Here is a 26,514-nt window from a genome sequence, read left to right on the forward strand (position 1 = left end):
GCCCGTGTCCACGATGACCGGGGACACCTCAGCGTCACCGTCGCAGTGGCCTTGCCCATTCCGTCCCTGACTAAGGCTGCCCGGAACCCCCTCGCTGTCACGTCATCCGGCGGGACCTTGTACGAGCGCGCCGAACGTGCAAGGACCGATATTCTGGCCCGGGCGCTGACTATAGCGGGAACATCTGTCGCTCGGGTCGACATACGCCTCACTGGCCTTCTTCGAGAGAAAAAGGAGGCCACTCGCCGATGAGCACGAACCTGCAGATCCGCCGGATTGCACGCCGGGAGACCCGCCGGTCCCGGGCGCTGGCATCAATAATCACCGCGGCCGCCCTGATTCTCGTCCTGCTCTGGCTAAGCGCCGAAGCCGTCCTCTCCCTGACCGGGAACGCGGCCCTGCTGGCCGCACCGGGACAGATCGGGCGGTGGATGGCAACCCTGGCGACCAACACCCTCCCGGCCGGGCTCGTCGCCGCCGGGGCGGGTCTGATCCTGACAGGCCTCCTCTACCTGGTTCTGGCGTTGGGCCCGGGCCGCCGGTCCCGCCACATTATGGCCAGTAACCGGGCCGCTGTCGTTGTCGATGACGATGTCATTGCTGCCTCGGTATCCCGCAGCGCGCGTTCCGCCGCCGACCTGGCCCCCGAACAGGTCACCACCACCGTCGGCGGGCGCACCGTGGAGGTGGTCATTCACCCGAGTTCCGGCATCAAGGCCGACGCGGCAGCCGCCGACGTTGCGGTCCGTGAGGAAATCGCCCGGTACGGCCTCCCCGCCGCGCCCCGGATCACGGTCCGGACCAGCACGGAAGGGGCGCTGGGAATATGAACGCCACGCACCGCGGCCTGAACAGGTTACTCCTTGGGCTTCTCGGTCTAGTTCTGGTGGGCGTGGGCGCGCTCATCGGCGCCGCGGGCCTGAACACGTCGATCGCCGAGGGCTGGAACACCACCGGCGCAACACTGCTCGCAGATCTCAGCCACGCGCTGGCCAGCGCACCGATCCCCGGCTCGTCCATCAGCTGGTGGACCATAGCGGTCCTCGCGCTGGCACTGGTCGTGATGGCACTCCTTCTTGGCTGGATCGCCTCACAAGGCGGCGGGCGAACAAACAGGGCCGGACGACGCGAAGATCCGGAGCACCCTGGCACCACCACTGTGGAGACCTCACTTGCCTCCGCGGCCGTCCGGAAAGCCACCGTCGGCGATGACCGGATCATCGCAGCGACCGTCAGCACCTGGAAAGCTAAGCGTGCCGACGGTCTCAAACTGACACTCCAAGCCCGCAAGGGTGTCTCGCCCCGGGACTTGGCCGATACCGGTGAAGAACTCATCTCCGGGCTCGACAATCTGCTTGGGGACCGAGGCCCGGTCCTGATCCGCATCACCACCGGACTGCGCTCCACCCTGTCGAGCACCGACCGCGTCCGTTGAGCCGTTGGGGCAACCAACGTTCTCCTGATCACGGATAATCAGTCCTCCGCACTCACTCCACACAACGAAAGGACACCCCCATGGGCATCGACGACAAAGCAGAAATCAGCGTTCAACACCACCTCGGCGCCGCCAAAGAAGGTACCAGCAAACTCACTCACGACAGGCAGCTGGAACGGGAGGGCCAAAAGGATCAGGCCGCCGCAGGGATGAAGGAAGCCGGTGAGAAAGCCAAGGATGCCGCCGCCGACATCGGCGAGAATATCAGGAATGCCGCCCGCAAACTCAAAGACGGCTTCAGCAAGTAACCCGCTGTGCCGAACTCCCGTCCCGGCCCGGCTGTTGCCCAACGACCCGCAGCTCTGACTAGGCAGAGAACATGACTACTCTCAACACCATCGCCGAAGCCCTCACCGAAGGCAGCGACGAGCTGTTGGCCCGGCGGGCCGGCGACGGCGACATGGACGCATTCGAGCTCTTGGCACGAAGGTACGGGACAATGATGCGCGCCTACGCCCGCCGGGTCCTGGGCTCGACAACAGAGGCCGATGACGTCGTCCAGGAAGCCCTGATCCAGGCCTGGAACCAGATCGGCGGGCTCCGCGATGCGGCCGCCGCTCGTCCCTGGCTGCTGCGGATCACAGGCAACCTGGCAGTTGACGTCCTCCGCCGTCGCAAATCCCACGCCACAATCGAACACAGCCCGGACCTGGCCGACCCCGCGCCGGGGCCCGAGTCCTCCGTCATCACAATAACCGGCACGCAAGCCCTCGAACGCGCGCTGGCCGCGCTGCCGGAGGAGCAACGACGATGTTGGGTACTGCGCGAACTGGGGGGGCAAACATATGAGGACATCGCCCAAACCCTCAACATCAGCCAAGCCGCCGTCCGCGGACGGCTGGCCAGAGCACGGACCACACTGGCCCAGAAAATGGAGGACTGGCGATGAACGACACGACCGACAACGGCTGCGGACGCACCATCGAAGACCTCAGCGACTACCTCGACAAAGGCACGTCCGATGATGTTGAACACATCAGCACCTGCCCACAGTGCCAGGCCGGGTTGGCCGGGCTTCGCAGGCTCCAGGACTTTACCCGGGACCTTCTCGCCGAAGATCTCGCCGAGGCAGCCCGGGACGACTCGCCCTGGCTGGAAAACATCCTCGCTAACCTTAACCTGGAGATTAAGGCTGGGCGCAGCATCCCCGTCGCACCCGGGCTCGCCGGCGACGTGCTGTTCCAGACAGAAGGAGCCCTGACCGGCCTCGTACGCTCCGTCGGCGACACGGTCGAAGGCGTCATGATCGGCAAATGCCGCTTTGCCGGCGCCGTCACCACCCCTCGAGCGCCGATCATCGTGAACGTCGATGTATCAGCCAGGTACGGCTACCGCCTCCCCCAACTCGCAGCGACCCTGCGCACGGAACTCGCCGCAGCCCTGGCCACGCACTCCGAACTGAACATCGCGGCGCTGGACATCACCATCACCGAACTCCGTCCCCCCTCCCCGCCCGGAACGAAAGGACGGGACGATGACCGAAGCCGCCCGCCTCAGTAAACTGATTATGTCCCTGGAAGGGGTCCACACCCTCTACCCAGCAGACCCGGCTTGGAAATACCTGGCGCGCCGAGTCCAGGATGCATTGGCCCCGGCACCCGGTGATCCGGCCACGGACCGTGTGTTCGTCAGCACCGAAGGTACCTCGACAACCGCCAGGGTCCGGGTCGGAGCCGACGGCTCTGTCCCGGCCGCCGACCTCGCCCGCAACATCGCCGAGGTCCTCCGCACCAGCCTCGCTGACCACCTGAGGGGAAGCAACGTGAACGTCGTTGTGGAAATCAGTTCCATCCGGTACGTGCCGTGCGGGACAGGACCGACGACGTGATACGCAGGCCAGCGCCCGGCCCTTCCGACGCCGGGAGCGGCATACAGCCCACCCCGGCAGCGCGCTGCGCACTCCCTGACGGCACCGTCCACTGGCTACCACATCATCAGCCGACAGCCTCGACCGATATCCCGTCGAGGCAACAATCCATGGATGGTTGCCTCGACGCGTTTGTCTTTCTAGACACCCCATCGGACACCGTCCACGTCGAGATAGCGGGCAACCTCACCAAAGTCTCCCGGGGAGCGCTGATAAGTATTGCCTGCAGAATCCGGCAGATTCGGCCTACAGCCCACATCCTGGTCCGCCTGGGCCATGCCACGTTCGTGGAGTCAGCGGCCCTTGCCGGACTGCGCACAGACCTGGAAGCCGCATGCAACGACCCCGGAGGATTACCTGTCCGGGGCCGGGGCATCTCTCTGGACATACGCTCCCGGGAGCGCAACCCATCATTGTCCGCATGGTCCGCGGTCAGCCCGGGCGGCGGCCACCGCACCCGCCTAAACGACTTCACCGACAATGAACTTCTCACGGCAAGCGACTTTGTCTTCAGTTGGCTTGATGACGAAAGCGGATGCCCCGGCACCAACGTGGCCGACATGCTCGCCCACTATGAGTTCATCGGGCAGGAGTTGTCCGGCCGATCCGGGGCCGCCGATCCCGACGTGCCGGAAACGGCGGACCCGGCACGGCACAGGCATGATAGGTGATCGTAATTGGCCAGCAACGAATTTGACGGCCGACGCACAAGGACTGGCTGTGTCCGGGCCCGCCCCAACGTGCCAGGGCAACGGCGGCGAGCAGCTGGTGGCGATGAGATCGGCTAGTGGGTCTCCCGGGCCGATAAATCCACTTGCCGCAGTGCCAGGACGCGGTGGGGATGCCCCGCCGATCACAGCCGGTGGGCGCCGGATCCTGATTCTTCCTGGGTCGGCAGGTAGTTCTGGGCCGCTTCGGTAACCTGGTCTTTAGCCGGGGGCGCGTTCTGGGCGTGGGCCTTGATCTTAGGCGCTTCTTCTTCGGCCTTGTTCAAGTACTGTTCCCAGCGAGCGGACATCGGTTTGATCAACCCGCCGCCGACGCCGACGACGAGGATCCCCACGATGGCTGCCAGCACGGCGATCAGAATCGGCGTCGTCACTGTGGTGGCGATGTCCACCTGGTTCAGGGCCGCAATGATGCCAATGCCCAGAATGAAAATGCTGGCGATATTCGCCAGGGTTTTGCCGTAGGACAGCCCGCCAAGGGATCCTTGGATGACTGTCTTTACGGCGGCGGCAATCGCCGCACTGATCACCACGATGATGATGGCCACAACGACCTTGGGCAGAAACGCGATGATGGCTGCCAACAGAGTGGTGACCGGGTTCGGACCAAAAACGCCGAAAGCGAATTGAAGGACGAAGAGCACCAAGGCGTAGTAGATGATCTTCGCAACAATGTCACTGGCATCAAGCGATGTATTGGCCAACGCCTTCTTCACACCGCCGCGCTCCACAGCCCGGTCGAAACCGACCTTATGCAGCAACCGGGACAACGCCTTGGTAATGGCCTTGGCAATCAACAGTCCAACAATCAGGATGACAAGAAAGAGCAGGAACTGCGGCACAAAGGCCACCACCACCGCCAGTCCTGCCTTAAGGGTATCCAACAAAAGTGCCTCCTAGTACAGGGCTAATAGACAAGTCCTGTCCTCCGGCGGAGGACTCACAAAAAGATAAGCATGCTTGTAAATTTAAGGAAAGCATACTTAGTATATTTCTCTGGCGGCTGGCGCGGGGCTCACATTACCTCTCGCAGGCGGGGTGCTCCTGATTCCGCGCGTTATGGCAGCCCATGCCGGGCCGCTGCGAAGACCATGGCGATTGGAAGCCGGAATCCCCTGTTACATTTATTGAGGCCCCGAGGGCCAGGGTCGGTCGCTGGAGCTGTATAACTGCCCCTCCTATTACTGACAATCCGGGGGTCGGGTCGCCGGAACCCGAGACACGCGTTCACTGCTGACAGGGACATGGGAAGCCCTTTTCCGGAGCCAGGCCTCAGCGCCAGCCGTGACCCCAACGCCGCAAAGCTCAGCACGGCCCAGGCCTTCAAACTCGTCCTGACCGGCGGCTCCCTCCACCGGGTCATCCTTATCTCCATCTTCTGGACCTGCACCATCGTGACGCTGTTCTCCATCTACGCCTTCGGACCCCAGATCCTGGCCCTGTTCAACCTCCAGTCCGGCGACGAAGCCAACATTGGCTACGGCCTGATCAACCTCTTCTTCCTCGTCGGCAACGTCGTCGCCCTCCTCGTCGTGGACAAGCTGGGCCGCCGGCCCGTCCTGATCTGGGGCTTCATCCTCTCCGGCGTCGGCCTGCTGTTCCTGGCCCTCTTCCCCACCACACCCCTGGGACTGATCGCTCTGGCGTTCGCCTCCTACGCCATCTTCAACGGCGGCCCCTCGATCCTGGAATGGATCTACCCAAACGAACTCTTCCCCACCAAAGTCCGGTCCACCGCCGTCGGACTCTGCACCGGTACCAGCCGCATCGGAGCCGCTACCGGCACCTTCGCCACTCCCCTGGCCCTGACCCACCTCGGGCACTCCGGAACGATGTGGATCGCCGCCGGCATCGCGCTCCTCGGCGCGGCCGTCGGCTTCTTCATGGCCCCCGAAACCAAAGGCCAGAACCTCGAACAGGCAGCCGCCCTCCGCCCCAAACACCACCTACCAAACACAGCGAGCGGGAGCGACTGTCCATCCGAGGCAATGCCGCTCCCGCCATCGCGTGAGACGACCCGCCCCCAGCTTCACCCCGGCGTTCCAGGGAAAGGGGCCGGGACTGTTTCGGGCCGCAGGGCCACGCCAGCCCCTTCATTGTCATCGCCAGGGGGAGTGTCCGTTTAACGGTGGAACCGTGGCTGGCATTTAATTGATTCTTCCTTCGAAGGTGATGGCGAACGCGTTCCCTGTTCTCTGGCCTGCGCCAGGAGCTGCTGCGCCAACTCTTGCTGATCCACATCTGTCGCCATGGGATCCAGTGTTTCGCTCATAATCGGTCCTCCCCGCCAGACACGGCCCGACGTGTCAGGCCAACCACGGATCCACCGTTATTCAGACACTCCCTCGCCAGGAAATGTCGAACCGTGACCGGGTTCTCAGTTCCGCAGCGAGTCCGGCATTTTTCCGGAAGTCCTGCCCGAGGTACGGCCCAGTCCCCGTGTCAGGATCAGGTGTTCCCGGAGTACGGCGATGTGGTCATCCGGGTGGGCAGCGAGAAGGCTGCGCAGGGTGGCCTTGACAGAGGCGTTTTGGGGGTCGGGGTCGGTCAGGACCGCTTGGATGATGTCCCGGGCCTGGTCGTGCAGCGACATGGCCGTGTCGTTTTCAGGTCCTTGGGCTCGGGGTGCCGTTCCGGTCATGGGACCCTGGGGCTGTTTAGAGTTCATCGGCTCGTCCTTTGCTTGCGAGCGTTCGTTATCGGGACCTGCTGGCAAGGCCTTGCTTCATCCAGCACAGACACCCACGGCACCGTGCATGCGCGTGCAGAACGCATCGGCGGCTGCGGGTCTTCGGGATGATTGGTTTCCCAAGACACCGGCTGGCCGGGAGTTTCGCTTTGGAATAGCGGCGCAGCAGGGCCCTCACCGGTTCGGGCTTTGATCCTTTTTCGGACGTACCAGGCTGCCACCGCGGCCGTGAGGACGGCCAGCAGCGCGATGGTTACTGTGGGTCCGAAGGTTTTGGCGGCCGTAAGGTAGGCGTTTCCGGCGAAGTATCCGGCGAGGACCACCGCGGCCCCCCAGATGGTGCCGCCGGCGGTGTTGAAGGCCAGGAAGAGGCGGTAGGGCATGTGGGAGAGCCCGGCGAGGGCGGGCATAACGGCACGGAAGAACGCTGTAAACCGTCCGAGGAACACGGCGGATCCTCCCTTGCAGGCGAGCAGTTCCCGTGCCCGGTCCAGCTGCGGCCGGCGTTTTTGGAGTAGGGGGATCTGCAGGATCCGGGACCCGAATCGGTGGCCGATCTGGTAGCCGACGGTGTCTCCGATGATGGCTGCGGCGATGACGAGGAGCAGGATGAGCCAGAGTTGGAGATGGTGCTGGCTGGCCAAGACCCCGCCGAGGACGGCTGCGGTTTCGCCGGGCAGGATGAATCCGATGAACAGGGCGTCTTCGGCGAAGACCAGGGCAGTAATGATTAGGTAGGCGGGCAGGGGCCCGGCGTTGCGGATGGCATCGATGATCCAGGTCATGACGTGCGGTCCTGTTCTCGGGCGGCCGGACAGGTTGATCCTCCAGCGGCGCTCCTGCTCTGGCTTTTCATGGTGGGTCTCCTGCGGGTTTGTATTGGTACTACCAGCATGGATGATGACGCCTGAGGGGATCCTGAGGCGTGTCCCTGCAAGGTCGCGTGGCCCGGCAGCAGCCCGCGTCAGTCGAGTTTTTCGCCGGTGCCCTTGGCTTTGGTGGCGGTGGCGGTGGCTGGTGCGAGTCCGGGCGCGGCTGCTTCGACGCTGATTTTTACTTCGTTGGTGGAGGTGCGGTAGAGGCTGTATTTGTTCTCCGGGTAGTGACCCGGGCCGGTGCCGTTGTCGAAATACACTGTGGCGGAGGTATCCGGTGCCAGGGTCAGTGGGTCGAGTTTCTGGTAGTAGGACTCCGTTTGTCCCGTGGCTGAATCCGTCATGGTGTAGTAGACCTCCACAGCGCTGATGGGGGCGCGGGTGGAGTTGCTGAGGGTGAACTGGAGCCGGTCCGGAACGGCTGCGTTGGTTTGCGGGTCGGTGTTGTCTTCGGCCTTGGCTTTGGTGATGGCCAGGCCGGGGGCGGTTCCGGTGGCCGTGATGGGGTTTTTCGTGACGGGCAGCACGGTGGCCGCGGGAGCCGCTGATGAGGGCTGGGCCGATGGTGTGCCGGCCCCGGAGGTCCCCTGCCAGATCAGGATCCCGGCCACGGCGGCGATGACGATGAGTGCCAGGGGGAGAATTTTCTTGAGGGTGAGCGTCTTCATGGTTTTAGACCTTTCGGAGGAGTTTGTCCCGGGTGCCGGCCAGGAGTGCTGCGGTGACTGCCGCGGAGAATCCGGCGAGGAGCCAAAGGCTGTGGTTAAAGGTCCCGGCCCACACAAATGCCGGGGACTGTTGGTTGTATTGGTTTTTGATGCCGAGCCAGGCGAAGAGGGGGCGTTCGTATTGTTTGGTCAGGGAGGTTTGTTCGATGAGGTCGCGGGCTGTTTCGTAGCCCGTGAAGTTCGCCATGACGGCGTGTTCGTGGGCTTTGTCGATTTGGAGGCTCGCAAACAGGCCGCCGGGGATCTGGTTATCCGGGTCCATGGTGTCGCCGATTTGCGGGATGATCAGGACCACGACGAGCCAGAGAACCAGGGCAAGGATCAGCCCTGTACCCGGGGCCCGGGTGAGGGCGGCCAAGGCCAGCGCCGCGAGGGACCACAGGGTGAGGTAGATGGTGGTGTGGGCTGCGGCGATGAGCAGCCGGATGAGGTCTGTTCCTGTCAGGGGTGCGTTGCCGGCGATGAGCAAAGTCGCAGTGATGACGGCGAACAGGGCAGTGGTGACGGCGGTCCAGATGATCAGGACGGCCAGGATTTTCCCGGCGGCGAAGCTGTGTCTGCCAAGAGGGCGGGTGAAGAGCAGTTGCAGGGTCCCGTTGTTCTTTTCCTTAGCGATCAGTCCGTAGCCGAGGATCACGGCGAAAAGGCTCCCGACGATTTCCAGGTATTCCATGCCCGCCCGGAGCATCTGTAGCGGGAAAAGGTCAGGCGGCGGCGCGGTCACGGCGCCGCCGCTGGCTTTAAGGGCCGCGAGATAGGTGTTGTAGTCGGCAGTTTTGGTCCGGAAGTCCGCGGCCGCGACGAGGACGGAGAGCACGACGACGACGGCTAGGAAGAGGATGAGCAGCCGCAGGGAACGGTTCCGGGTGAGGTCCCGAAGTTCCTTCTTGCACAGCGTGATGAGGCTAGTCATGAATTTCCTTTCGCATGCTGGACCGTCCGGTCAGGGAGACCGCGCCGATCCCGGCCGAGAGGAAGGCCACGATCACCGTGATCCCGCCGGCCATGGTGCCGGTGGCTTGGGGGTCCTGGAGCAGGATTGCTGCGACGTGTTTGAAGTGCTCCCCGAGTGAGAAGGGACCGGTGAGGGACTCGGTGACCGCAAAGACGCCGGTCTGCGGGGCGGTAGGGGGTGTTACGGGGTTCAGCAGCGAGACGGGGTGTACCGCGCTCCCGAGCAGCGGCAACACGAAGATGATGACACTCCAGATCACGATGGGGACCAGCAGTGCGGAGGTGTAGCTGGATGCGTGGATCCCGCTGAGCATGCCCAGTGCCACGAAGAAGAGCAGGAAAAGCCATGCCACGCCGAAAAGCGCGAGGAGTCGGAGCAGCTGATCGAATGCGGGGATGGTTCCGGTGACTGCGCTGATGCAGGCCGCGCTGATCAGGGCCGAGGACCCCAGCACCGCGAGGAGCCCCAGACTGATGCCGGTCATTTTCGCCGACAGGTACCCGGCCGGGGACAGGCGCCGGGTAAGGACCAGATCGACCGTCCGGGCACGCCGGTCACGCATCGCGGACTGGACGCCGGTCACGATGGCCAGCAGAGCCCCACTCAGGAGGATGTAAATGACGGTGTTGCGGGCGTAGTAGAGCGGCGGGACATTTCCGAACGGATTAGGGGCACTCGTGAGGCCCTGGCCGGCCGCTGAGTTATAGACCTCGGTAACGGTTGCTTTCGCGGCCGAGCCGATAAACGCAGCGGATGCGGTCATGCCGATGAAGATGACGAGGAGCAGTTGGGGCAGGCGTTCACGGCCGGCGCTGCGCAGTTCATGCCCGACGGTGGCAGTCCAGGGATTCATGAGGGGGTGCCTGCTTCGATGTGGAGGTAAATGTCTTCCAGCGACGCCTGGTCCGGGAAAGCCTGCAGGGTGGCCGCGACGGAGTTCTGGTAGATCAGCCGTCCTGAGCTAAGGATCCCGATGCTGGTACAGGTCTTGGTCACTTCTGCCAGGAGGTGGGTATTCATAAACACGGTCATTCCCACCGACTGGTTGAGACTGATGATGATCTCCCGCAGTTTGGCCACGCCCTGCGGGTCCAGTCCGGAGGTTGGCTCGTCCAGGAACAGAACCTTCGGTTCGTGCAGGATGGCCTGAGCGATCCCGGCCCGTTGCCGCATCCCTTTGCTAAACGTGGACATCCGCTCCTGGCCGTGGCCGGTGAAGTCCACGGCAGCCAGTGCCGCCTCGATCCGGGCAGCGGGATCAGGAACCCCGGAGAGCCGGGCGAAGAACATCAGGTTCTCCGCCAGCGTGAGGTTGTCGTAGAACTGGACATTCTCCGGAAGGTATCCGATCGACCGGCGCACCAGATCTGCGCCGGTGGTGACGTCGTGGCCCGCTATCCGTGCCGTGCCGGATGAGGCGGGAAGCAGGGTGGTCAGGATATTCACGGTCGTTGTTTTGCCCGCCCCGTTGTGTCCGAGCAAGCCGAAGATCTCGCCGCCGGGAACTTCGAGGTTCAGGGCCTCAAGGGCCTGTTTCGATCCGTAGGTCTTAGCCAGCATGCTGGTTTGAATTGCCATGTCCGTCATGCTTTGAAACCTATGCTCCAGTCGATAAGAGAACCCTGAGGATGCGTCGGTCATCGGATTCCCGGTCTTAGCCGCTCAGCCCCAGGATCGGCGCGAGCCAGTCCATGGCGGGGGCCAGGGACTGCCGCGGTACCTCCCAGGAGTGCCCCTGACCGGCCACCAGGGCGGTCGTGACGTCCATACCGGCCCTGGTTGCTGCGTCAGCGACACGAGCCTGATAGCCGGCGAACGTGCCGTCCTGCGCCCCGGCGGCAAGGTAGATCCTGCTGTGGGTGTAGTGCCCGGTAGCCAGGACGTGCAGGGGCACCACCGCGTCGAAGGCTGCCGTGTCGCCGCCGAACGCCTGCCCGACGGTCGCGGCACGGTCGGGACCCAAGGCCGGTTCCGCTTCGCCGCTGAGGTCGATCGCTGATGCGTAGACATCCGGGTGCAGGGACGCCATTTGCAGGGCGCAGGTCCCGCCAAAGGAGAAACCGCCGATCGCCCACCGGGTGGGGTCGGGGTCCACTCTCAAAGTGGCTTTGATCCAGGCCGGGACATCGGTGGAGAGGTAAGTGCCGGCCTTGGCGATCCGCGAATCCATACACATGGTGTTGCCCGTAGCCGAGCCGTTGACATCAGGGATGACTACGACGGGTGCGAGTCCGTTGTGTGCTGCGGCAAAGTTATCCATGGCGGTTTTGACGCCGCCGGCAACAACCCAGTCGACCGGTGAGCCGGGCTGGCCAGCGACCAGGACCAGGACCGGCAGGGCCGGTCCTGTGTCCGCCTGGTATGCCGGCGGGAGGTAGACGTAGGCGCTGCGGGCGACAAAGCCGGACGCTGCGCCGGGGATTTGCACCGAGTTTATCGTCCCGGCCGCGGGCAGCCCCGCGGGTTTCACCCATGTGGCCGCCAACGAGGCCCCTTTCGGGCCGGGACCGGGCTGGTCCGCGGTCCCGGGCACCCGCCGGGCGCCTGCCGGAAGCGTCTGGATGGCTGCGGTACTGGCTCCGGTCAGGTCCCCGAGGGTCCGGTAGGCGCCGAAATAGGCATTTACTTCCAATGCGGCACCCAGAATCAGCACCGCCATGGCCACCGGTGCAATAATTTTTCGCCGCCAGCCGGTTCCGGTCAGGTTCAACCCCGCCAACAGCACAGCCAGGCACGCGATGCCGATCCACCCGGTAATGGGCGAGGGCAGCTCCTGGGCTGATACCGCGGCCACATGAACCAGGAACCAGCTGGTCCCCAGGGCCAGCAGGGCAGCGGCGGGGACCGCCGCTGCTATCTTCATCCACCAACTCCGCCCGCGCCGGATGAGGAGGTACAGTCCTGCCGCCGCTGCCGCGGACCCGACACTGAGGGGAATAACCCCGGTGAGCAAATCCAACCCGGAAAGAGCGTTCATGCCTTAGTCCTTCGAACTGCCGGGACTCCCGGACGCTGGAGTTGATAGCGGACGCTGGTGCTGTTGCCCGGACGCCGAAAAACCCGCGAAGCGTGGTGCTTCGCGGGTCCCGGCACGTTGGCGGCGCTGTGTTGTCGGCCGATCCTTTCCTCAGGTCCGCCTGCGCGGCGGTGCTACGGGGAACCCGGGGCGTCGCCGGGATCGGTGTGGTCACCGGTCTGCTCAACGTTCGGGCCGGTATCACCGGGTGCTTCCGGTGCGTCTGCCGTTTCGGTACCCTCGACAGCCCCCGGGGCATCCGCAGTGTCACCGGCTGTGGGGGTGTCGACAGCACCTGGTGCGTCGGCCGTGTCGCCCGGAGTGGGCGTCTCCGCCGTGACGGACTGGGTGGTGGTCGGCGTCGGGGTTGCAGCGTTAGCGGCCCCAAGCCCCAGCCCGGCCATGCCGAGGACTCCTGCACTGACGATGACGATCTTGGTCTTGGTTTTCAGGTCTTTGACGTTCATGTCCGGCTCCTTTCGTGGCGGACTCTTGGGTCCGCCGGCGCCTCCCGGTGCGGGTGGCTATGGATCCAGTGTGGTCCGTGGAGGCTGAGAGGAGACTTAGCGTGCTTGAGGCCTGGCTGAGACAGGCCCCGGGGGCGGGGTTTGTTTTCTGCCCGTTGCCGGGCCCATCCTTGGAACATGGATGCTGCTCAGGGTTTGGCGCGCTGGCGCCGTGCACGATGGGGTGTGCGCAAGCGCGCGACCGCGACCGCGGTACTGGTCGTCGCGGCGGCACTGGCAGTGGGCGGGATCGTCCTGCTCGTCCTGCTCCAGAGCTCCCTTGTGGCGTCAACGGAAACGACGGCACGGCAGCAAAGCTTGGACGTCATCGCACAGATTTCCGGCCAGGACGTCGGTGAAGCCGGCCAATACATTGCCTCGACCGCCCATACCGGCCAATACGTCCAAATTCTCGCACCGGGAGGTTCCGTCTTCGCCTCATCGATACCTGCAGCTGCCGCGGCCCCGTTAACTTCCCTTCGTCCCGGGGCCGGACAGACCCTGACCCAGGACGTTTCCGGGCTGCCGAGCCTGCGTGACGATGATGATTTCCTGATCGTGGCGACCGGCGTCGACGTCGGCGGCAGGCTCTACACGGTGGTCGTCGCTGCGACCGTCCAAGTCCAGGCCGACACCGTTTCCACAGTGGCCTGGTTCATCCTCGGCGCCACCCCGGCGCTGCTGGCGGTCGTGGGCATTTCCGTCTGGGTGCTGGTGGGACGGTCACTGCGGCAAGTGGAACGCATCCGTGGCCAGGTCGCGGGGATCAGTGCCCGGAGCCTGGACGGGCGCGTGGACGTGCCGCCGACCGCCGATGAGATCCAGGCCCTAGCCGAGACGATGAACATGATGCTGGGTAGGCTGCAGGCCTCGGACCAGGAACAACGCCGCTTCGTTTCCGACGCCAGCCACGAACTGCGCAGCCCGCTGGCGACCCTCAGCGCCGGGGTGGAGATCGCCGCCGCAGACACCTCCGGGGCCACCTGGGAGCAAATGAAAAACATCCTGGCAGGGGAAACAGCCCGCATGCGTTACCTGGTGGAGGATCTGCTGACCCTGGCCAAAACCAACGACGGCGGCCTCCGGATTGAGACCACAGACGTAGATCTTGATGATGTCCTGAATGAGGAAGTCCGCCGGCTGCGTTCCACCACTACCCGCCTGATCGAGGTCACCCTTGAGCCCGTCAGGGTCGCCGGAGACCCGCGGCGGCTGGGCCAGGTCATGCGCAACGTCCTGGACAACGCCGACCGGCACGCCGTCTCCCGGATCAGCATTAGGCTGCTCAACACTACCGACGGGGCGCTCGTCACGATCGATAACGACGGGCCGCCGGTGCCGGTGGGGGAACGGACGCGGATCTTCGAGCGGTTTGTCCGGCTTGATCAAAGCCGGTCCCGTGAAAGCGGCGGCAGCGGCCTCGGCTTGGCCATCGCCGCGGGAATCATGGCAGCCCACCACGGCTGGATCCGCACAGGTGAAACCCCCGACGGCGGATGCCGGTTCGAGTTGGGCTTCACGCCGGCCCCCGCCACAGCCCGCCAACCAGGGGCGCCGAACCATGCAGTGGACCCGCGCCTGGCCGAAGCGCCGTAAAGACGCCGCGCCCGGCTGCTCAAGGCGTCGAAAAACCTGGCACAGGTCAGTTGCTGCCTCATCGGATGCAGCGGATGCGGCCTTCCGGCGCGGGACGCCACAGCTGTTCCTCAGTTCACCTACGGAAAGGTGGTCCGTTTGAACTTTCGCAGCGCATCCAGCACCACACTGGCGATCATCCTCGCTTTGACCCTCGGCTTGGGTTCGGCGTCAGCGGCGGAGCACGGCAAAACGACGGGAACCGCCGCCAGCGCAGCCAGGCCCCGGGACCGGGACCGGGCACGGCGGGCAGAGGTAAGGTCGGCCCGGATCTGGATTTTCTCACCGGGTACCCCCAGGAACTCCACACTGACGAGCGAAAGATCGAAGCGGAACGCGAATTCGGGGAAGCCGTTCCGCGCACGCTATGGCGATTCCACACCGGCAGCGCTTAATGTTCCGGCCGAACACCACTGGCCGCCGGGTGCCCGAAGCAGGAGCCGGTCGCGGACGTTCTTTATGCGGGCGGTCCGTCGGCGGTAAGTTTGTAGCCCATTCCGCGCATGGTGGTAAGGGTCTGCAGCCCGAACGGGGTATCAATTTTCCGCCGCAGATAGCCAATATAGACCTCTACGACGTTCTCACCGCCCTCGAACGCCGGGTCCCAGACGTTGTCGAGGATCTGGGACTTTGACACGACTTGGTCGTGGCTGCGCATCAGGTAGTGCAACAGACCGTACTCCCGGGCGGTCAGTTCGATGGTGGAGCCGCGACGGCGCACATTGCGGCTGCCCGGATCCAGGGTGAGGGACCCGAGAGTCAGTGTGACGGGCCGTACCGGGGCGCCGCGGCGGACCAGGGCACGGATCCTGGCGACCAGGACGATGAAGCTGAAGGGTTTAGTCAGGTAGTCATCGGCTCCCAGATCGAATGCGTCCGTCTGGTCGTATTCGCCGTCTTTGGCCGTCAGCATCAGAACAGGGGTCCAGATCAGGCGTTCACGCAGTTCCTTGAGGACGTCGTACCCGTTTTTGAGCGGAAGCATAAGATCCAGCAGGATCACGTCGTACGGGTTCTCCGTCGCTGCCCACAGGCCGCTGACCCCGTCGGCGGTGACGTCGACGACGAAACCCTCATTAGTGAGTCCGCGTCGAATGGTCTCCGCCAGTGTCGTTTCGTCCTCGACCAGCAAGATCCGCATGATGGTCCCCTTTCGTTGATAACCGCAGTATCCCCGACGCAGCTTGAGCGGCGCCTGAGAAACGGCGGTGATCCTCTCAGCTTTCTCTCAGAGCCGCTGCTCCATGCTGGTGGGCATAAGGCCCGCAACGACCAGCTCACTGTCAGGACAACATGATGGATTCATCCTCCGAACACCCGAACACGATCTTCCCCGGGCTGCGGTCCTGGTGGTGGGCGACGGCCGCGCTCTCCATTTTCGCGACCACGACCGCGGCCGGGATGGCCGCGAAGTCCTTCGGGCCCCTGGCCCCGGAGCTGGGCCTGGACATCTTCCTGAGTCATGGGAGGAACAGTGCCTTGACTGCGCTCAGCGAGGCCATCCACTACGGACTTGGACCGGCCGGTGCCCTGGCGCTGGCGCTGATGATCTGCGGGTACCTGCTCTGGTATCGCCGTCGACCGGTTCAGGCGTTGGCCTTCGGCTCCGTTGTTGCTGTCGGGTGGCTGGCCGCAACAGCCGGAAAGATCTTGGTCAGCCGTTCCCGGCCGCCTGCCGACGCGACCGGAGCGCTGATCGCCGAAACGGGCAACAACAGCTTCCCTTCCGGACACACGGCCTTCGCAGTTTCCCTGGCGCTGGCCGCCGTGCTGGTCCTCGCCCACGGAACCGGGCAGCGCCTGACAGTACTTGCCGCAGGCTCCCTTTTCGCAACCGTTGTGGCGTTCTCCCGGATGTACCTCGGGGTGCATTACCTTAGCGACGTCATCGGATCCGTCCTGATCAGCAGTGCGGCGATCCTGGCTTGGCTGCCGGTCTGGAACAAGCTCATCGCGCCGCGCATCTCCGCAATTGGCCTGATTCGCGGATTCGATGCAAAGACGCTGGATCGGCGGCGACGCCACAGGACCAGCAACCATGCGGGATAGCCTCGGGCAATTTCCGTTCCCTCCGCATCTGCTCAAAGGAATTCCCGTGCCAGTGCCGCCGCCGGATCCCGGAACCGTGCCCCACCAAGGGCGTTGGCTGTCCCGGATCGAAATTCTGCGCCGTGCCCCGGTTACAGCGGGTTTTGTCCTGGTCTTTTGGGCCGCCGGAGCTCTGACATCCACCCTCATCACCGGCCCGGCCGGCACCTTGCGTCCCAACGTGGCAGCAACAGCGCACTCACTGCCCGGCCGCTGGTGGGCGCTTCTGAGTTCCGGGCTGTGGGCGCAGAACCTGACCGGGTACCTGCTGGGAAGCGCAGTTGTGCTCGTAGTCGGGCTGGCACTCGAATACCGGATGGGAAGCCTCAGGTTCGCCGTAGCGGCCCTGGGCAGCCAGATACTCGGAATTAGTGCAGCTCTCGCGTTCCTCACGGTTGCACATCAGATCATGGGGACCTGGACTCAGGAAATGAGCGGGCACCTCTTCCTTGGCCCCACTGCACTCATGACCGGGGCCATTATGGCGGGGACGGCGATGATGCCGACCCTGTGGCGGCGGCGGGTCCGCCTCGTCGTCTTCGCCCTGCTGGTACTCCTGGCCCTGTACAGCGGCGGGTTCGCGGACCTGGTCCGCCTCAGCGCCGCAGGTGCCGGGGCGCTCCTGGGCCCGGTCCTGTGTGGGAGGGCGCCCCGTTTCGTCCGCCCCGTCAGCTCCCGGCATGAGGGCCGGGTCCTCATCGCGCTGCTGGTGGCCGTGTCGGCCGTCGGGCCCGTCGTCGCCGGCCTGACGCCGCACGCCGCGGGACCGCTATCGGTGCTGCGTTTCCTGTTCACCAACATTCAGCCCGTGGACCCGGCGACACTCCAAGTCCTGTGCGCCGACCCGGGACAAGCGAAGGAATGCGCCGGCGCAATTTTCATGGCGGTCCTGCCATCTTTTCTCTTACTGATCCTCGCAGACGGTTTACGCCGAGGACGCCGCTTCGCCTGGGCCGCCGCCGTGCTGGTTCAGCTGGGATTGTCCGTGCTGGCCGGAATAACCATCGCAGGGGTGCTGTATCCGGGAGCACCGGGCACCGTGGCGCCCGAAGGGATCGGCGCCATCGAAACTGCCGGGTACACGCACCCTCTCGCGCTGGTGCTGCCGCTACTCCTGCCCGCGGTGCTGACGCTGGTGCTGCTGATCTTCCGCGGGCTTTTTCCGGTGTCGGCCCCTGCCGGAACCTACCGACGGCTCGCGGTCAGCACCGGGAAGACAGCAGCCTTCCTTGCCTCCGTCTACCTGTTGGCCGGAATCCTCCTGGCTCCCAGCATCACACCCGTCCCGGGACCCAGGGAACTGCTCGCAGATATACCGGATAGGTTTCTGCCGCTGGGATACATGCTCGATCTTGCCCCGGCGTTCGTTCCCCAGGGCGCCGCTGCAACCGTTCTCTATGAAGGAGTCGGCATTGTCTTCTGGGCTGTCACCGCAATCATGACCTTAAAAACCTTCCTGCGCCCGGCCCCAACACAGCACCACTCCGGTACCGAACTCGCACGAGGAATACTGAAAGCCAACCACGGTGGCAACTTGTCCTGGATGACGACCTGGCCAGGGAATATGTACTGGTTCTCCTCCACCGGTGAAAGTTTCATCGCCTATCGTGTCATCGCTGGGGTTGCCCTGGCCCTGGGCGGCCCGGTCGGACCCGTGACCCCTCGCCATGCCACGTTCGAGGAGTTCACCCGTTTTTGCAGTGGGCAAGGCTGGACCCCGTGCTTCTACTCCGTCCCCCAGGATCTGCGCGACCACGCCGCGTCCCTGGGCTGGGGCTCAGTGCAGGTCGCCCAGGAAACGATCCTGCCGCTTGATGCGGTGTCCTTTAAAGGAAAGAAATTCCAGGACGTCCGAACCGCGATGAATAACGCCGCCAAAGCCGGGATCAGGGCCGAATGGACCACATACCGGACCGCATCGTTCTCGGTACTGGCACAGATCCAGGAGATCTCGGAAGAATGGGTCGCCGACAAGAAAATGCCCGAAATGGGATTCACCCTCGGAAGCCTGGACGAACTCAACGACCCCGAGGTCCGACTGCTGGTTGCCGTCGGCACTGACCGCATGGTCCACGCCGTCGCCTCTTGGCTGCCCGTCTACAACAACGGCACCATCGAAGGCTGGACCCTGGACTTCATGCGGCGCCGCACCAACGGATTCCGTGCCGGCATCGAATTCCTTATCGCTTCCGCCTCACTCAGCCTCAAAAACGAAGGATACGGGTTCATCAGCCTCTCTGGAGCGCCGCTGGCCCGGCACAACGAACCACCACAGCGCGGACCAGCTTCGGCAAGCAACCAGAGCTCCGGCAGCCTGGACCGGCTCCTCGACCGGCTCGGCGCGACCCTGGAACCTGTCTACGGGTTCAGGTCCCTGCTGGCATTCAAAGCAAAATTCCAGCCCCGCTACGAACCCCTCTACATGCTCTACCCTGACGCAGCCGCACTGCCCGCCATTGCCAACGCCATCACCCGCGCCTACCTCCCCACTGTCAACCTCGCAGAAACCCTAACCCTGGCCCGGCGCCTGCTAAGTGCACCCAAACAACCCCGCACCCGAGTCAGGAGACCGTACCGTCACCCGCCATCCCAGCCCGAAACGCCGGTGAAGAAAAGCGAATAACAACTTGACCCTGCCCATCACGGTCTCGGAGGTTGCCCGCCGCGCCGACGTCAACCCCGGGCTGGTCCGGTCGGAACTCCTTATGCAAGAAATCAGAAACTCCAAAGCCCTACTCACCAGCGGGGCGCATCCAAGGAGACGGACTCAACCGGCGGTTCGCTCAGCGGACGTGAGCTCCTGCGCCAGTAAGACCACCACCTCCGCCCCGAGATTCGTCAATACCGGGCGGATCGCGAACTCATGGTCGAGCAGATCGACGGGACCGACGCCGACTCACAGCCCTCCCCGCCGACCCAGTCGAACAGATCTCTAGTTCCGGATCGGGGCAGGACCGGCGCCGGAGTGCCGGCGCCGCCCGAACCCGCTCCTCGTTCCTAGCTCCCGGGCACGACGGGTTCGGGAAGGTAGACCTTACCGCCGGATTCGCGGAACTCGTCGGATTTAGCGTTCATTCCGGCGATGGCTTCCTGTTCGGACATGCCTCCGAACTGGTCGCGGATGTCCTGGGAGAGCCGCATGGAGCAGAACTTGGGTCCGCACATGGAGCAGAAGTGCGCGGTCTTCGCCGGCTCGGCGGGCAACGTCTCGTCATGGAAGGATTCGGCTGTTTACGGGTCCAGGGAAAGTGCGAACTGGTCCCGCCAGCGGAACTCGAACCGTGCCTTTGACAGGGCGTCGTCGCGACCGTGGGCTCCTGGGTGTCCTTTGGCGAGGTCGGCGGCGTGGGCGGCGATTTTGTAGGTGATGACGCCGGTCTTGACGTCATCCTTGTTCGGCAACCCGAGGTGTTCCTTGGGCGTGACGTAGCAGAGCATTGCGGTGCCGTAGCGGGCGATTTCGGTGGCGCCGATGGCCGAGGTGATGTGGTCATAGCCTGGGGCGATGTCGGTCACCAGCGGGCCGAGGGTGTAGAAGGGGGCGCCGTCGCAGAGTTCCTGCTGTCGCTCGACGTTTTCGCGGACGAGGTGGAAGGGGATGTGCCCGGGGCCTTCGACCATGGCCTGCACGTCGTACTTCCAGGCCCGCTTGGTGAGTTCGGCGAGGGTGTCCAGTTCGGCGAACTGGGCGGCGTCGTTGGCATCCGCGGTCGCGCCGGGCCGCAGGCCATCACCCAGGGAAAAGGCGACGTCGTACTTGGCGAAGATCTCGCACAGTTCGTCGAAGTGTGTGTAGAGGAAGTTCTCCTGGTGGTGGGCCAGGCACCAGCCGGCCATGATCGACCCGCCGCGGGAGACGATACCGGTCACCCGGTTGGCGGTCAGGGGGACGTACCGCAGCAGCACCCCGGCGTGGACGGTCATATAGTCCACGCCCTGCTCGCATTGTTCGATCACGGTGTCCCGATAGATTTCCCAGGTCAGGTCATTGGCCTCACCGTTGACCTTCTCCAGTGCCTGATAGATCGGTACTGTCCCAATCGGGACCGGAGCGTTGCGGATGATCCATTCACGCGTGGTGTGGATGTCATCGCCGGTGGAGAGGTCCATCACGGTGTCGGCGCCCCATCGGGCGGCCCACTGCAGTTTGTCCACTTCCTCAGCGATGGAGGAGGTGACCGCGGAGTTGCCGATGTTGGCGTTGATCTTCACGAGGAAGGCCTTGCCGATGATCATCGGTTCGGATTCGGGGTGGTTGATGTTGTTGGGAATGATGGCCCGACCTGCGGCAACTTCGCCGCGCACCAGCTCAACGTCGCAGTTTTCCCGCACTGCCACAAACCGCATCTCGGGAGTGATGACGCCCTGGCGGGCGTAGCGCATCTGGGTAACGGTCTTACCCTCGAGGGCGCGGCGGGGAACCGGCTGCGCGCCTTTCCATTCAGCAGAAGCCGCACCCCGTCGCACGGCGGATTTACCGTCGTCGAGCAGGTTCCGTTCCCGGCCGCCGTAGGGCTCGGTGTCGCCCCTGGATTCTATCCATTCGGACCGGAACGGCTCCAGGCCGATCACAGGATCGCTTCCGGGCCCGGCCGTCCGGTAGACCGTGAACGGTGGATTCTTCGTCCCGTTCGGAGAGTCCTCCAGGGCAATCTCCGTGACAGGGACCCTAATGCCATTTTCGGGGTCTCGGGCGTACGCGAGCGAATGTGAATTCATGGAGCTCATCAGTGGTTTCCTACTTCCTTCGCCGGCATGACCCGGACAGGTTCAACGGTCGCAGACTGCATCAGCCCGATCTCAGCCCTTGCAAGGGCACCCGTGTGGATGGAAAAATCGTAGCACCCCAGCGTGCCCGTTCTACCGCTCTGGATGATCCCGGGTATCCCCCGGACGGCAGCCATTATCGGAAGCAGGCCCTCCAGCGACGCAGTGCACGCCGAATCACCGGAAGCTGAGACTCCTGTCGGCAGCTGCCGAGGATGATGCGCTCCTCTGGCCAGCCGGCAGTCCTCCGAACGCACAGCATTCGAAATGATGCAGACGCCTGCACTGTTGATCCGTGCCGGGGCAGCGAGGGCGAGAGGGTGCGAGGACGATGTCGGTTACCTGTGAGGACGGAGGTCGGCTGGATCGATGAAGTCGTACTCAACGAGGCCTGCTGCATCCGTGTGGAGGCCTAGCTGGTCACGAGGCGCAGCATGAGAGTTTGGAGACATCGGTGGTGAAGGACTGGGCGGCGATCTTGATTCCTTCGGCCATTGTGAGGTACGCGCTCCATAGGTTCGCCACCTGCTCCACAGTCATTCCCGCTTCCATGATGAAGACCCCGGCCGCGGCCAGGTCACCGGCGTCCTTGGCGACGGCGGTCATTCCCACGATCCGTCCGTTGTCCGCGTCGGCGACAATTTTGATGAAGCCTCGGGTGTCCCTGTTCACCAAGGCTCTGGGGACGTATGCCAGGGGAAGCACCCGGCATACGCACCGGATACCGGCTGCGTCGACCTCACGGCCGGCGTTGTTGAAGGCGTTCTCCCCCACAAGGGAGCCGTGGGCGGCTGCGACGTAGACGAATTCGCGGTGTCCGGTCCCTTCCCCGGCGGCCCAGATCCGTTCGTGGGAGCTGGCTAGGATGTTCTGCAAGAGGATTTCGCCCCGGTGCCCGGTTTTGCCGCCGACCGCGGCCAGGTTCAGTCCGTTCGTGACCGGCCGGCGTCCGGTGGCGACGAGCAGTCTGGCGGCCCGGAATTCCTGCTGCCCACCTGAGACGATCGCGGTCGCGATGATCCCGCCGGTGGCCGGGTCCGTGCGCACCGAGGACACGGCCGCCCGGCGGACGACCCGGATACCTTCGTCGGCGAAGACGCCCATCAGGGCCTGGGAGGCGTCGGGTTCCTCGGCCGAGGCCAGACTCTGCTGCGTCGACAGTATGGAGGGACTCGTCTGCATACATGAGGACGGCAAATTGCGGCATTGACCTCGAAGCCGCCGCCGGTATCCTCGCTGTCGAGGCTTATCACGCCGGAATCATCAGAACCACCCTCTACGCTCGTGATCTGCAGGTACCCGCCCAAGCGATCTCCGACGCCCGGGACAGCCTCGATGGATCAACTGATTTCGATCAGGGTATTGGCACTAAAGACACCGCCAACCTTGTCCCGACCGACGCAAACGGCATCGCTTTCAGCCGCAGCCCGGGGCAGGTCCTGAACATCGCCTACCTCACCGCCAAAGCAGAAAGAGAAGGCGGGTTCTTCCCCAAGGGGGTAAACGGCGAGATCAACCGGAGCGCAGCCAGCGCCTCACCACCCCACACCCATACAGAAACGGATGGACCACGGCAGGCGGGCACCCCGGGGGCTGCCCGCCGGCCGTGGTCGGGGCAGAAAGGCCCATGCGCCGGCGGGCCTCACCGGGCTGATCCGCTTCCCGCCAGGCACATGGTGCGCGGCTGACCCGTTGCACCAAGGGCTAGAGATTCCCCAGTTCGGAGCCGGGCGTTGCCAGGTCCGCGCGGGCTTCGGTCTCCGCGGCAAGCTTGACCGTCCGCCGTTCCCGGCGGCGATCATTGAGCAGGCAGAGCCCGATGGCCGTGAAGAACAACACCAGCATGGGCACGGCAAGATAGAACATACTCGTGGCATCCGCGCCCGGCGCGGCCATGGCGGCAAACAGACACACGAGGAACACAGTGATCCGCCAGCTCTTGAGGAGTTGGGCGCCCTTGACCAGCCCGGCCAGGTTCAGGCCGAACAGGACCACAGGGAGCAGGAACGCGATGCCGAACGCGAGGAGCAGGCGCAGGACGAAGGACAGGTAGATCTGGGCGCTGATGAAGTTGGAGCCCCGGCGGGAGTGAAATCCGTCAACACCCGCACGGCGTTCGGCAGCACGAGCCAGGCCAGGGCCACGCCGCCGAGGAACAGCGGCACGGCTGCCGCGACGAACGACAAGGCGAGCCGGCGTTCCTTCTTATGCAGGCCCGGGACGATGAACGCCCAGAGCTGGTAGAGCCAGACCGGGCTGGCGAGGATGAGGCCCAGGAACACGGATACTTGGATCAACAGGTCGAAGGAGCTCGCCACGCCGTCGAAGTTCAGCGTGGCCTGCCGGCCCTCATGTTCGTTCAGGTCCCGAATCGGCTTGATGAGCGCCGTAAGAAAGGGCTGGTATACGAGGAAGCCGACGACGGTCCCCAGCACGACGGCGACCGCAGCCTTGAAAAGCCGGTTCCGCAACTCCTTGAGGTGGTCCAAGAGCGCCATCCGCCCCTCAGGGTTGGATCGGCTGCTCTTACCGGCTGCCATGGTGTCTTAGGCGCGGGTCGGCGGCGGTACGTCGGTTCCGTCTCCGGTCCGGCTTTCGACCCCCGTGGACTTCGGGTAATTCACGGTCCGGCCCTCGACGGGTTCGGCGTCCGCGGCGTTCTTCTCAGGAGGGCCCTCCTCCTTCATCTCGCGGACTTCGGACTTGAAGATACGCATCGATTGGCCCAGGCTCCTGGCCATTCCCGGCAGCTTCGGTGCAGCAAAAAGAACCAGAACTAGAACGATGATGATAATCAGATGCCAGCCCTCAAGCCTCATGACGGAAGTCCTTTCCTGTCACTGAATCCTACGTCGAACTGACGTCGGTGTCGCGTCGATACCGGACCGCCCGGCCCCCGGTCATGCGCACTCCTCAGACGGTGCAATCCCCGAGTTTCTGGCATCTGCTGTCGGTCATGGAGCCCGGGCACGGCGATACTTTGCTGCCGATCGGACGCTTAGCGATCCCCAAGACGGCCCAGCAATTCGTTAGCCCATCGTTGAACAGCCCTATGACAAGCGAGCGCATCCCAACAGAACTGTCCGAATGCGCGTTCCTGCCCTTGTTGTTGATGCTGGCCCCCATGAGGACACAGCCGTAGCATGCTCCCGGATCAGCCGCTTAGTATGCCTCCCCATGGAGAAACCAAAAACCCGAGGCAGTTCAATTAGCCGGGACAGGTGATCTCCGATCTTGGCGCCAAGAGGCCATCATCCAGATCCTCCTCCAAGAATGACAACCCGGTGAGCGGAGCCCGAATTCGAGCAACCCGGCAAACTGGCTCGCGCAGCGAGTCCCTACGCGAAATTAATCATGGCCCCTGCGTGGACCTTTTGTGTGACCCCCCGATCATCATTGCGGCATACGCGGCAGCGTCCAATTGTTCATCGCTCAAGCCACGCCCTCTGGGCGAACTAGACCCCCTGCATGCCGCCTAGGCGGCATGCGCCCCCGAACACCCCGGCAGCTCCGGAACCAAAGACGAAGTCGCTCCGGACGTCACCCATTTCGGTCCGGCTCCCAGACCCCTGCTCCGAACTTGCGCCGAGTCCTGTGGACCGCCCCGGCCAGCATCTGCCCCTGTACCCTGAAGATGGCTGATCTCCCCCGAACCCGGCGCGCAGGCCGTTCGGCGGCGGCTGACCAAGCTGTCGGATGTCGAGAAATGCCCGTGACGCCGCCGGGATCATCCACGATCCGACCCTGGTCCGGCTTCCCCGCCTGCGCATGCTCTGCGCGGACTGCGTGGTGACGCCCTGCGCGCTGAGAACGAGAACCCCTGACCCATCCCAGCCGCACCCGAAGCCAGACCACGTTTAGCGAGCTCTCCCGGATGATGGGGGCACGCCATTTCGCGAGCACTATTCGTGAGTCTCGACGGGCTCTGGCGTAGAGGCCGGTCGGAGCGCATAATCGTCACGTGCTGACCTTGACCCTCGTCAGCACGGGATGGGTATGCGAGGGCGCTTCGTGGGCGGACAGGGTGAGTGGATTGTCAACAAGCCAGGCACTGGACGATGTGGTCAAGGTCGCGAGGGAGCACGCCGAGAGGGTGGACACCGACGGGGTATATCCTCTTGAAGCGGTCGCAGAGTTGCGGGCCGGCGGACTCCTGGGACTGGTGCTGCCGGTCGAGGTTGGCGGTGCCGGTGCCGGGCCGGAGGTATTCACCGAGACGGTCAGTGCTCTGGCAGAGGCGTGCGGTTCAACAGCCATGATCTATCTGATGCATGCCGCCGCCGCAGTTACGATTGCGGCCGCGCCGCCCCCTGATCTGCCGGACCTGCTTGCAGGGATGGCGCGCGGGACGACGCTGGGCACCCTCGCCTTCAGTGAGCGGGGATCCCGGTCGCATTTTTGGGCCCCCGTGTCGATCGCTACCGCCAGCGGGTCGACTGTCGTGTTGCGCGCTGACAAGAGTTGGGTGACTTCGGCCGCTCATGCCGATGTCTATGTGGTCTCGACCGGCACGCCCTCGGGCGTGCCGGGTGAGGTGGATCTGTACGCCCTTCCCGCCGGCACGCAGGGTGTGGACGTCGCCGGTCCCTGGCGGGGGCTCGGGCTGCGCGGCAACGACTCCGCACCGATGACTATCAACGCTGGCATTCCGGTCGGGTACCGACTGGGCGGGCCGGCGACGGGCTTCGCGCGCATGATGGAGACGGTGCTGCCGTGGTTCAACCTCGGCAACGCGGCGGTCTCGCTGGGTCTGGCATCTGCCGCTACCCGGGCCGCTGTCGAACACGTTGGAGTTTCCCGACTCGAACATCTGGGCCATTCACTGGCTGGGTTGCCAACGATCCGGGCCCAGATCGCCCGAATGGCCATCAGCCTGGCAGTGCAGCGTGCTTATTTGGCCCAAGCAGCCGGCACCGTCGCGTCTCCCGGGGAAGACACGCTGCTGCATGTCCTCGGGGTCAAAGCCTCGGCCAATGATGCTGCACTCGAAATCACCGACGCGGCAATGCGGGTCTGCGGGGGTGCGGCGTTCTCCAAGCACCTGCCCATCGAGCGGGCCTTCCGTGATGCGCGGGCGGGCTCGGTCATGGCGCCGACGGCGGATGCGCTCTACGACTTCTATGGTAGGGCCCTCACTGGCCTGCCGCTGTTCTCAGGAGGCTGAA

The 26,514-nt window shown here is 64.4% G+C and carries 26 protein-coding genes, 3 pseudogenes and 1 riboswitch; of the genes and pseudogenes, 13 read left to right on the forward strand and 16 right to left on the reverse strand.

Annotation, left to right across the window (positions count from 1 at the left end; genetic code table 11):
* Positions 1-248 precede the first annotated feature (248 nt).
* The 7 genes from QMG72_RS16550 (at position 249) to QMG72_RS16580 (ending at position 4,033) form a co-directional block, all read left to right on the forward strand.
* Positions 249-830, forward strand: a complete 582-nt coding sequence (locus tag QMG72_RS16550) for a DUF6286 domain-containing protein (protein WP_283481150.1) — start codon at positions 249-251, stop codon at positions 828-830.
* The gene (locus QMG72_RS16555; RefSeq protein WP_283481152.1) at positions 827-1,435 is read left to right on the forward strand and encodes a hypothetical protein; all 609 of its coding nucleotides are present in this window, start codon (positions 827-829) and stop codon (positions 1,433-1,435) included. Before QMG72_RS16550 ends, QMG72_RS16555 begins: the two co-directional genes overlap by 4 nt.
* 80 nt (positions 1,436-1,515) lie before the next feature.
* Positions 1,516-1,743, forward strand: a complete 228-nt coding sequence (locus tag QMG72_RS16560; RefSeq protein WP_283481153.1) for a CsbD family protein — start codon at positions 1,516-1,518, stop codon at positions 1,741-1,743.
* A 71-nt stretch (positions 1,744-1,814) separates the two neighbouring features.
* A complete protein-coding gene (locus QMG72_RS16565) occupies positions 1,815-2,384 on the forward strand; it encodes an RNA polymerase sigma factor (RefSeq protein ID WP_283481154.1) in 570 nt (189 codons plus the stop codon).
* Positions 2,381-2,995, forward strand: coding sequence for an anti-sigma factor (locus QMG72_RS16570; RefSeq protein WP_283481155.1), 615 nt, complete (start codon positions 2,381-2,383; stop codon positions 2,993-2,995). Before QMG72_RS16565 ends, QMG72_RS16570 begins: the two co-directional genes overlap by 4 nt.
* Positions 2,970-3,323 carry a hypothetical protein gene (locus QMG72_RS16575; RefSeq protein ID WP_283481156.1) on the forward strand — a complete coding sequence of 118 codons (354 nt, stop codon included), beginning with the start codon at positions 2,970-2,972 and terminating at the stop codon, positions 3,321-3,323. Before QMG72_RS16570 ends, QMG72_RS16575 begins: the two co-directional genes overlap by 26 nt.
* 149 nt (positions 3,324-3,472) lie before the next feature.
* A complete protein-coding gene (locus QMG72_RS16580) occupies positions 3,473-4,033 on the forward strand; it encodes a hypothetical protein (RefSeq protein WP_283481157.1) in 561 nt (186 codons plus the stop codon).
* Positions 4,034-4,215: 182 nt separating this feature from the next.
* On the opposite strand, the gene QMG72_RS16585 is transcribed toward QMG72_RS16580, so the two are convergent.
* On the reverse strand, positions 4,216-4,977 hold the full coding sequence (locus QMG72_RS16585; RefSeq protein ID WP_283481158.1) for a mechanosensitive ion channel family protein: 762 nt from the start codon (positions 4,975-4,977) through the stop codon (positions 4,216-4,218).
* A 357-nt stretch (positions 4,978-5,334) separates the two neighbouring features.
* Between QMG72_RS16585 and QMG72_RS16590 the strand changes: the two genes are divergently transcribed.
* Positions 5,335-6,216, forward strand: coding sequence for an MFS transporter (locus QMG72_RS16590; protein WP_283481159.1), 882 nt, complete (start codon positions 5,335-5,337; stop codon positions 6,214-6,216).
* On the opposite strand, the gene QMG72_RS16595 is transcribed toward QMG72_RS16590, so the two are convergent.
* The 9 genes from QMG72_RS16595 to QMG72_RS16635 form a co-directional block, all read right to left on the reverse strand.
* Positions 6,213-6,362 (reverse strand): hypothetical protein, encoded by a 150-nt coding sequence (locus QMG72_RS16595; protein WP_283481160.1) that lies wholly within the window; start codon positions 6,360-6,362, stop codon positions 6,213-6,215. The genes QMG72_RS16590 and QMG72_RS16595 overlap by 4 nt on opposite strands.
* Positions 6,363-6,467: 105 nt before the next feature.
* Entirely contained in the window at positions 6,468-6,758 is a 291-nt protein-coding gene (locus tag QMG72_RS16600) for a hypothetical protein (protein WP_283481161.1), read from the reverse strand.
* Positions 6,755-7,564 (reverse strand): DedA family protein, encoded by an 810-nt coding sequence (locus QMG72_RS16605; RefSeq protein WP_283481162.1) that lies wholly within the window; start codon positions 7,562-7,564, stop codon positions 6,755-6,757. Before QMG72_RS16605 ends, QMG72_RS16600 begins: the two co-directional genes overlap by 4 nt.
* Positions 7,565-7,743: 179 nt before the next feature.
* The gene (locus QMG72_RS16610; RefSeq protein WP_283481163.1) at positions 7,744-8,322 is read right to left on the reverse strand and encodes a hypothetical protein; all 579 of its coding nucleotides are present in this window, start codon (positions 8,320-8,322) and stop codon (positions 7,744-7,746) included.
* 4 nt (positions 8,323-8,326) lie between these two features.
* Positions 8,327-9,295, reverse strand: coding sequence for an ABC transporter permease (locus QMG72_RS16615; protein ID WP_282360929.1), 969 nt, complete (start codon positions 9,293-9,295; stop codon positions 8,327-8,329).
* Positions 9,288-10,190: an ABC transporter permease gene (locus tag QMG72_RS16620; protein ID WP_283481164.1), complete on the reverse strand. Its 903-nt coding sequence runs from the start codon at positions 10,188-10,190 to the stop codon at positions 9,288-9,290. The genes QMG72_RS16615 and QMG72_RS16620 overlap by 8 nt, the downstream gene beginning before the upstream one ends.
* Positions 10,187-10,915, reverse strand: a complete 729-nt coding sequence (locus QMG72_RS16625) for an ABC transporter ATP-binding protein (RefSeq protein WP_283481166.1) — start codon at positions 10,913-10,915, stop codon at positions 10,187-10,189. Before QMG72_RS16625 ends, QMG72_RS16620 begins: the two co-directional genes overlap by 4 nt.
* Positions 10,916-10,991: 76 nt before the next feature.
* Positions 10,992-12,314 (reverse strand): alpha/beta hydrolase, encoded by a 1,323-nt coding sequence (locus tag QMG72_RS16630; protein ID WP_283481168.1) that lies wholly within the window; start codon positions 12,312-12,314, stop codon positions 10,992-10,994.
* Between the two features lie 173 nt (positions 12,315-12,487).
* Positions 12,488-12,820, reverse strand: a complete 333-nt coding sequence (locus tag QMG72_RS16635; protein ID WP_283481169.1) for a hypothetical protein — start codon at positions 12,818-12,820, stop codon at positions 12,488-12,490.
* A 177-nt stretch (positions 12,821-12,997) separates the two neighbouring features.
* On the opposite strand from QMG72_RS16635, the gene QMG72_RS16640 reads away from it, so the two are divergent.
* Positions 12,998-14,455 carry a sensor histidine kinase gene (locus QMG72_RS16640; RefSeq protein ID WP_282360934.1) on the forward strand — a complete coding sequence of 486 codons (1,458 nt, stop codon included), beginning with the start codon at positions 12,998-13,000 and terminating at the stop codon, positions 14,453-14,455.
* A gap of 119 nt (positions 14,456-14,574) precedes the next feature.
* Here QMG72_RS16640 and QMG72_RS16645 read toward each other — a convergent pair whose 3' ends face one another.
* Both QMG72_RS16645 and QMG72_RS16650 read right to left on the reverse strand, forming a co-directional pair.
* The gene (locus tag QMG72_RS16645) at positions 14,575-14,802 is read right to left on the reverse strand and encodes a hypothetical protein (protein ID WP_283481170.1); all 228 of its coding nucleotides are present in this window, start codon (positions 14,800-14,802) and stop codon (positions 14,575-14,577) included.
* A 149-nt stretch (positions 14,803-14,951) separates the two neighbouring features.
* A complete protein-coding gene (locus QMG72_RS16650; RefSeq protein WP_283481171.1) occupies positions 14,952-15,635 on the reverse strand; it encodes a response regulator transcription factor in 684 nt (227 codons plus the stop codon).
* A gap of 152 nt (positions 15,636-15,787) precedes the next feature.
* Here QMG72_RS16650 and QMG72_RS16655 point away from each other — a divergent pair, with 152 nt between their 5' ends.
* On the forward strand, positions 15,788-16,543 hold the full coding sequence (locus QMG72_RS16655) for a phosphatase PAP2 family protein (protein WP_283481172.1): 756 nt from the start codon (positions 15,788-15,790) through the stop codon (positions 16,541-16,543).
* A gap of 46 nt (positions 16,544-16,589) precedes the next feature.
* Positions 16,590-19,205: a bifunctional lysylphosphatidylglycerol flippase/synthetase MprF gene (locus QMG72_RS16660; RefSeq protein WP_283481173.1), complete on the forward strand. Its 2,616-nt coding sequence runs from the start codon at positions 16,590-16,592 to the stop codon at positions 19,203-19,205.
* A 374-nt stretch (positions 19,206-19,579) separates the two neighbouring features.
* On the opposite strand, the pseudogene thiC reads toward QMG72_RS16660, so the two are convergent.
* Positions 19,580-21,310, reverse strand: a pseudogene (thiC, locus tag QMG72_RS16665) (phosphomethylpyrimidine synthase ThiC).
* A riboswitch (TPP riboswitch) is annotated at positions 21,308-21,415 on the reverse strand. Its footprint overlaps the pseudogene before it by 3 nt.
* Positions 21,416-21,769: 354 nt before the next feature.
* Positions 21,770-22,501 (reverse strand): annotated as a pseudogene (locus QMG72_RS16670) (oxidoreductase dimerization domain-containing protein); the annotation flags it as partial.
* A gap of 32 nt (positions 22,502-22,533) precedes the next feature.
* Here QMG72_RS16670 and QMG72_RS16675 point away from each other — a divergent pair.
* Positions 22,534-23,037 carry a hypothetical protein gene (locus QMG72_RS16675; protein ID WP_283481174.1) on the forward strand — a complete coding sequence of 168 codons (504 nt, stop codon included), beginning with the start codon at positions 22,534-22,536 and terminating at the stop codon, positions 23,035-23,037.
* A gap of 16 nt (positions 23,038-23,053) precedes the next feature.
* On the opposite strand, the pseudogene tatC reads toward QMG72_RS16675, so the two are convergent.
* Both tatC and tatA read right to left on the reverse strand, forming a co-directional pair.
* Positions 23,054-23,847, reverse strand: a pseudogene (gene tatC / locus QMG72_RS16680) (twin-arginine translocase subunit TatC).
* A gap of 48 nt (positions 23,848-23,895) precedes the next feature.
* Entirely contained in the window at positions 23,896-24,168 is a 273-nt protein-coding gene (gene tatA / locus QMG72_RS16685; protein WP_283481175.1) for a Sec-independent protein translocase subunit TatA, read from the reverse strand.
* A gap of 1,214 nt (positions 24,169-25,382) precedes the next feature.
* On the opposite strand from tatA, the gene fadE16 reads away from it, so the two are divergent.
* On the forward strand, positions 25,383-26,513 hold the full coding sequence (fadE16, locus tag QMG72_RS16690) for an Rv1679 family acyl-CoA dehydrogenase (RefSeq protein WP_226774125.1): 1,131 nt from the start codon (positions 25,383-25,385) through the stop codon (positions 26,511-26,513).
* Position 26,514: the final 1 nt, after the last annotated feature.

This window comes from Pseudarthrobacter sp. PH31-O2, from assembly GCF_030063265.1.
Lineage (GTDB): Bacteria > Actinomycetota > Actinomycetes > Actinomycetales > Micrococcaceae > Arthrobacter.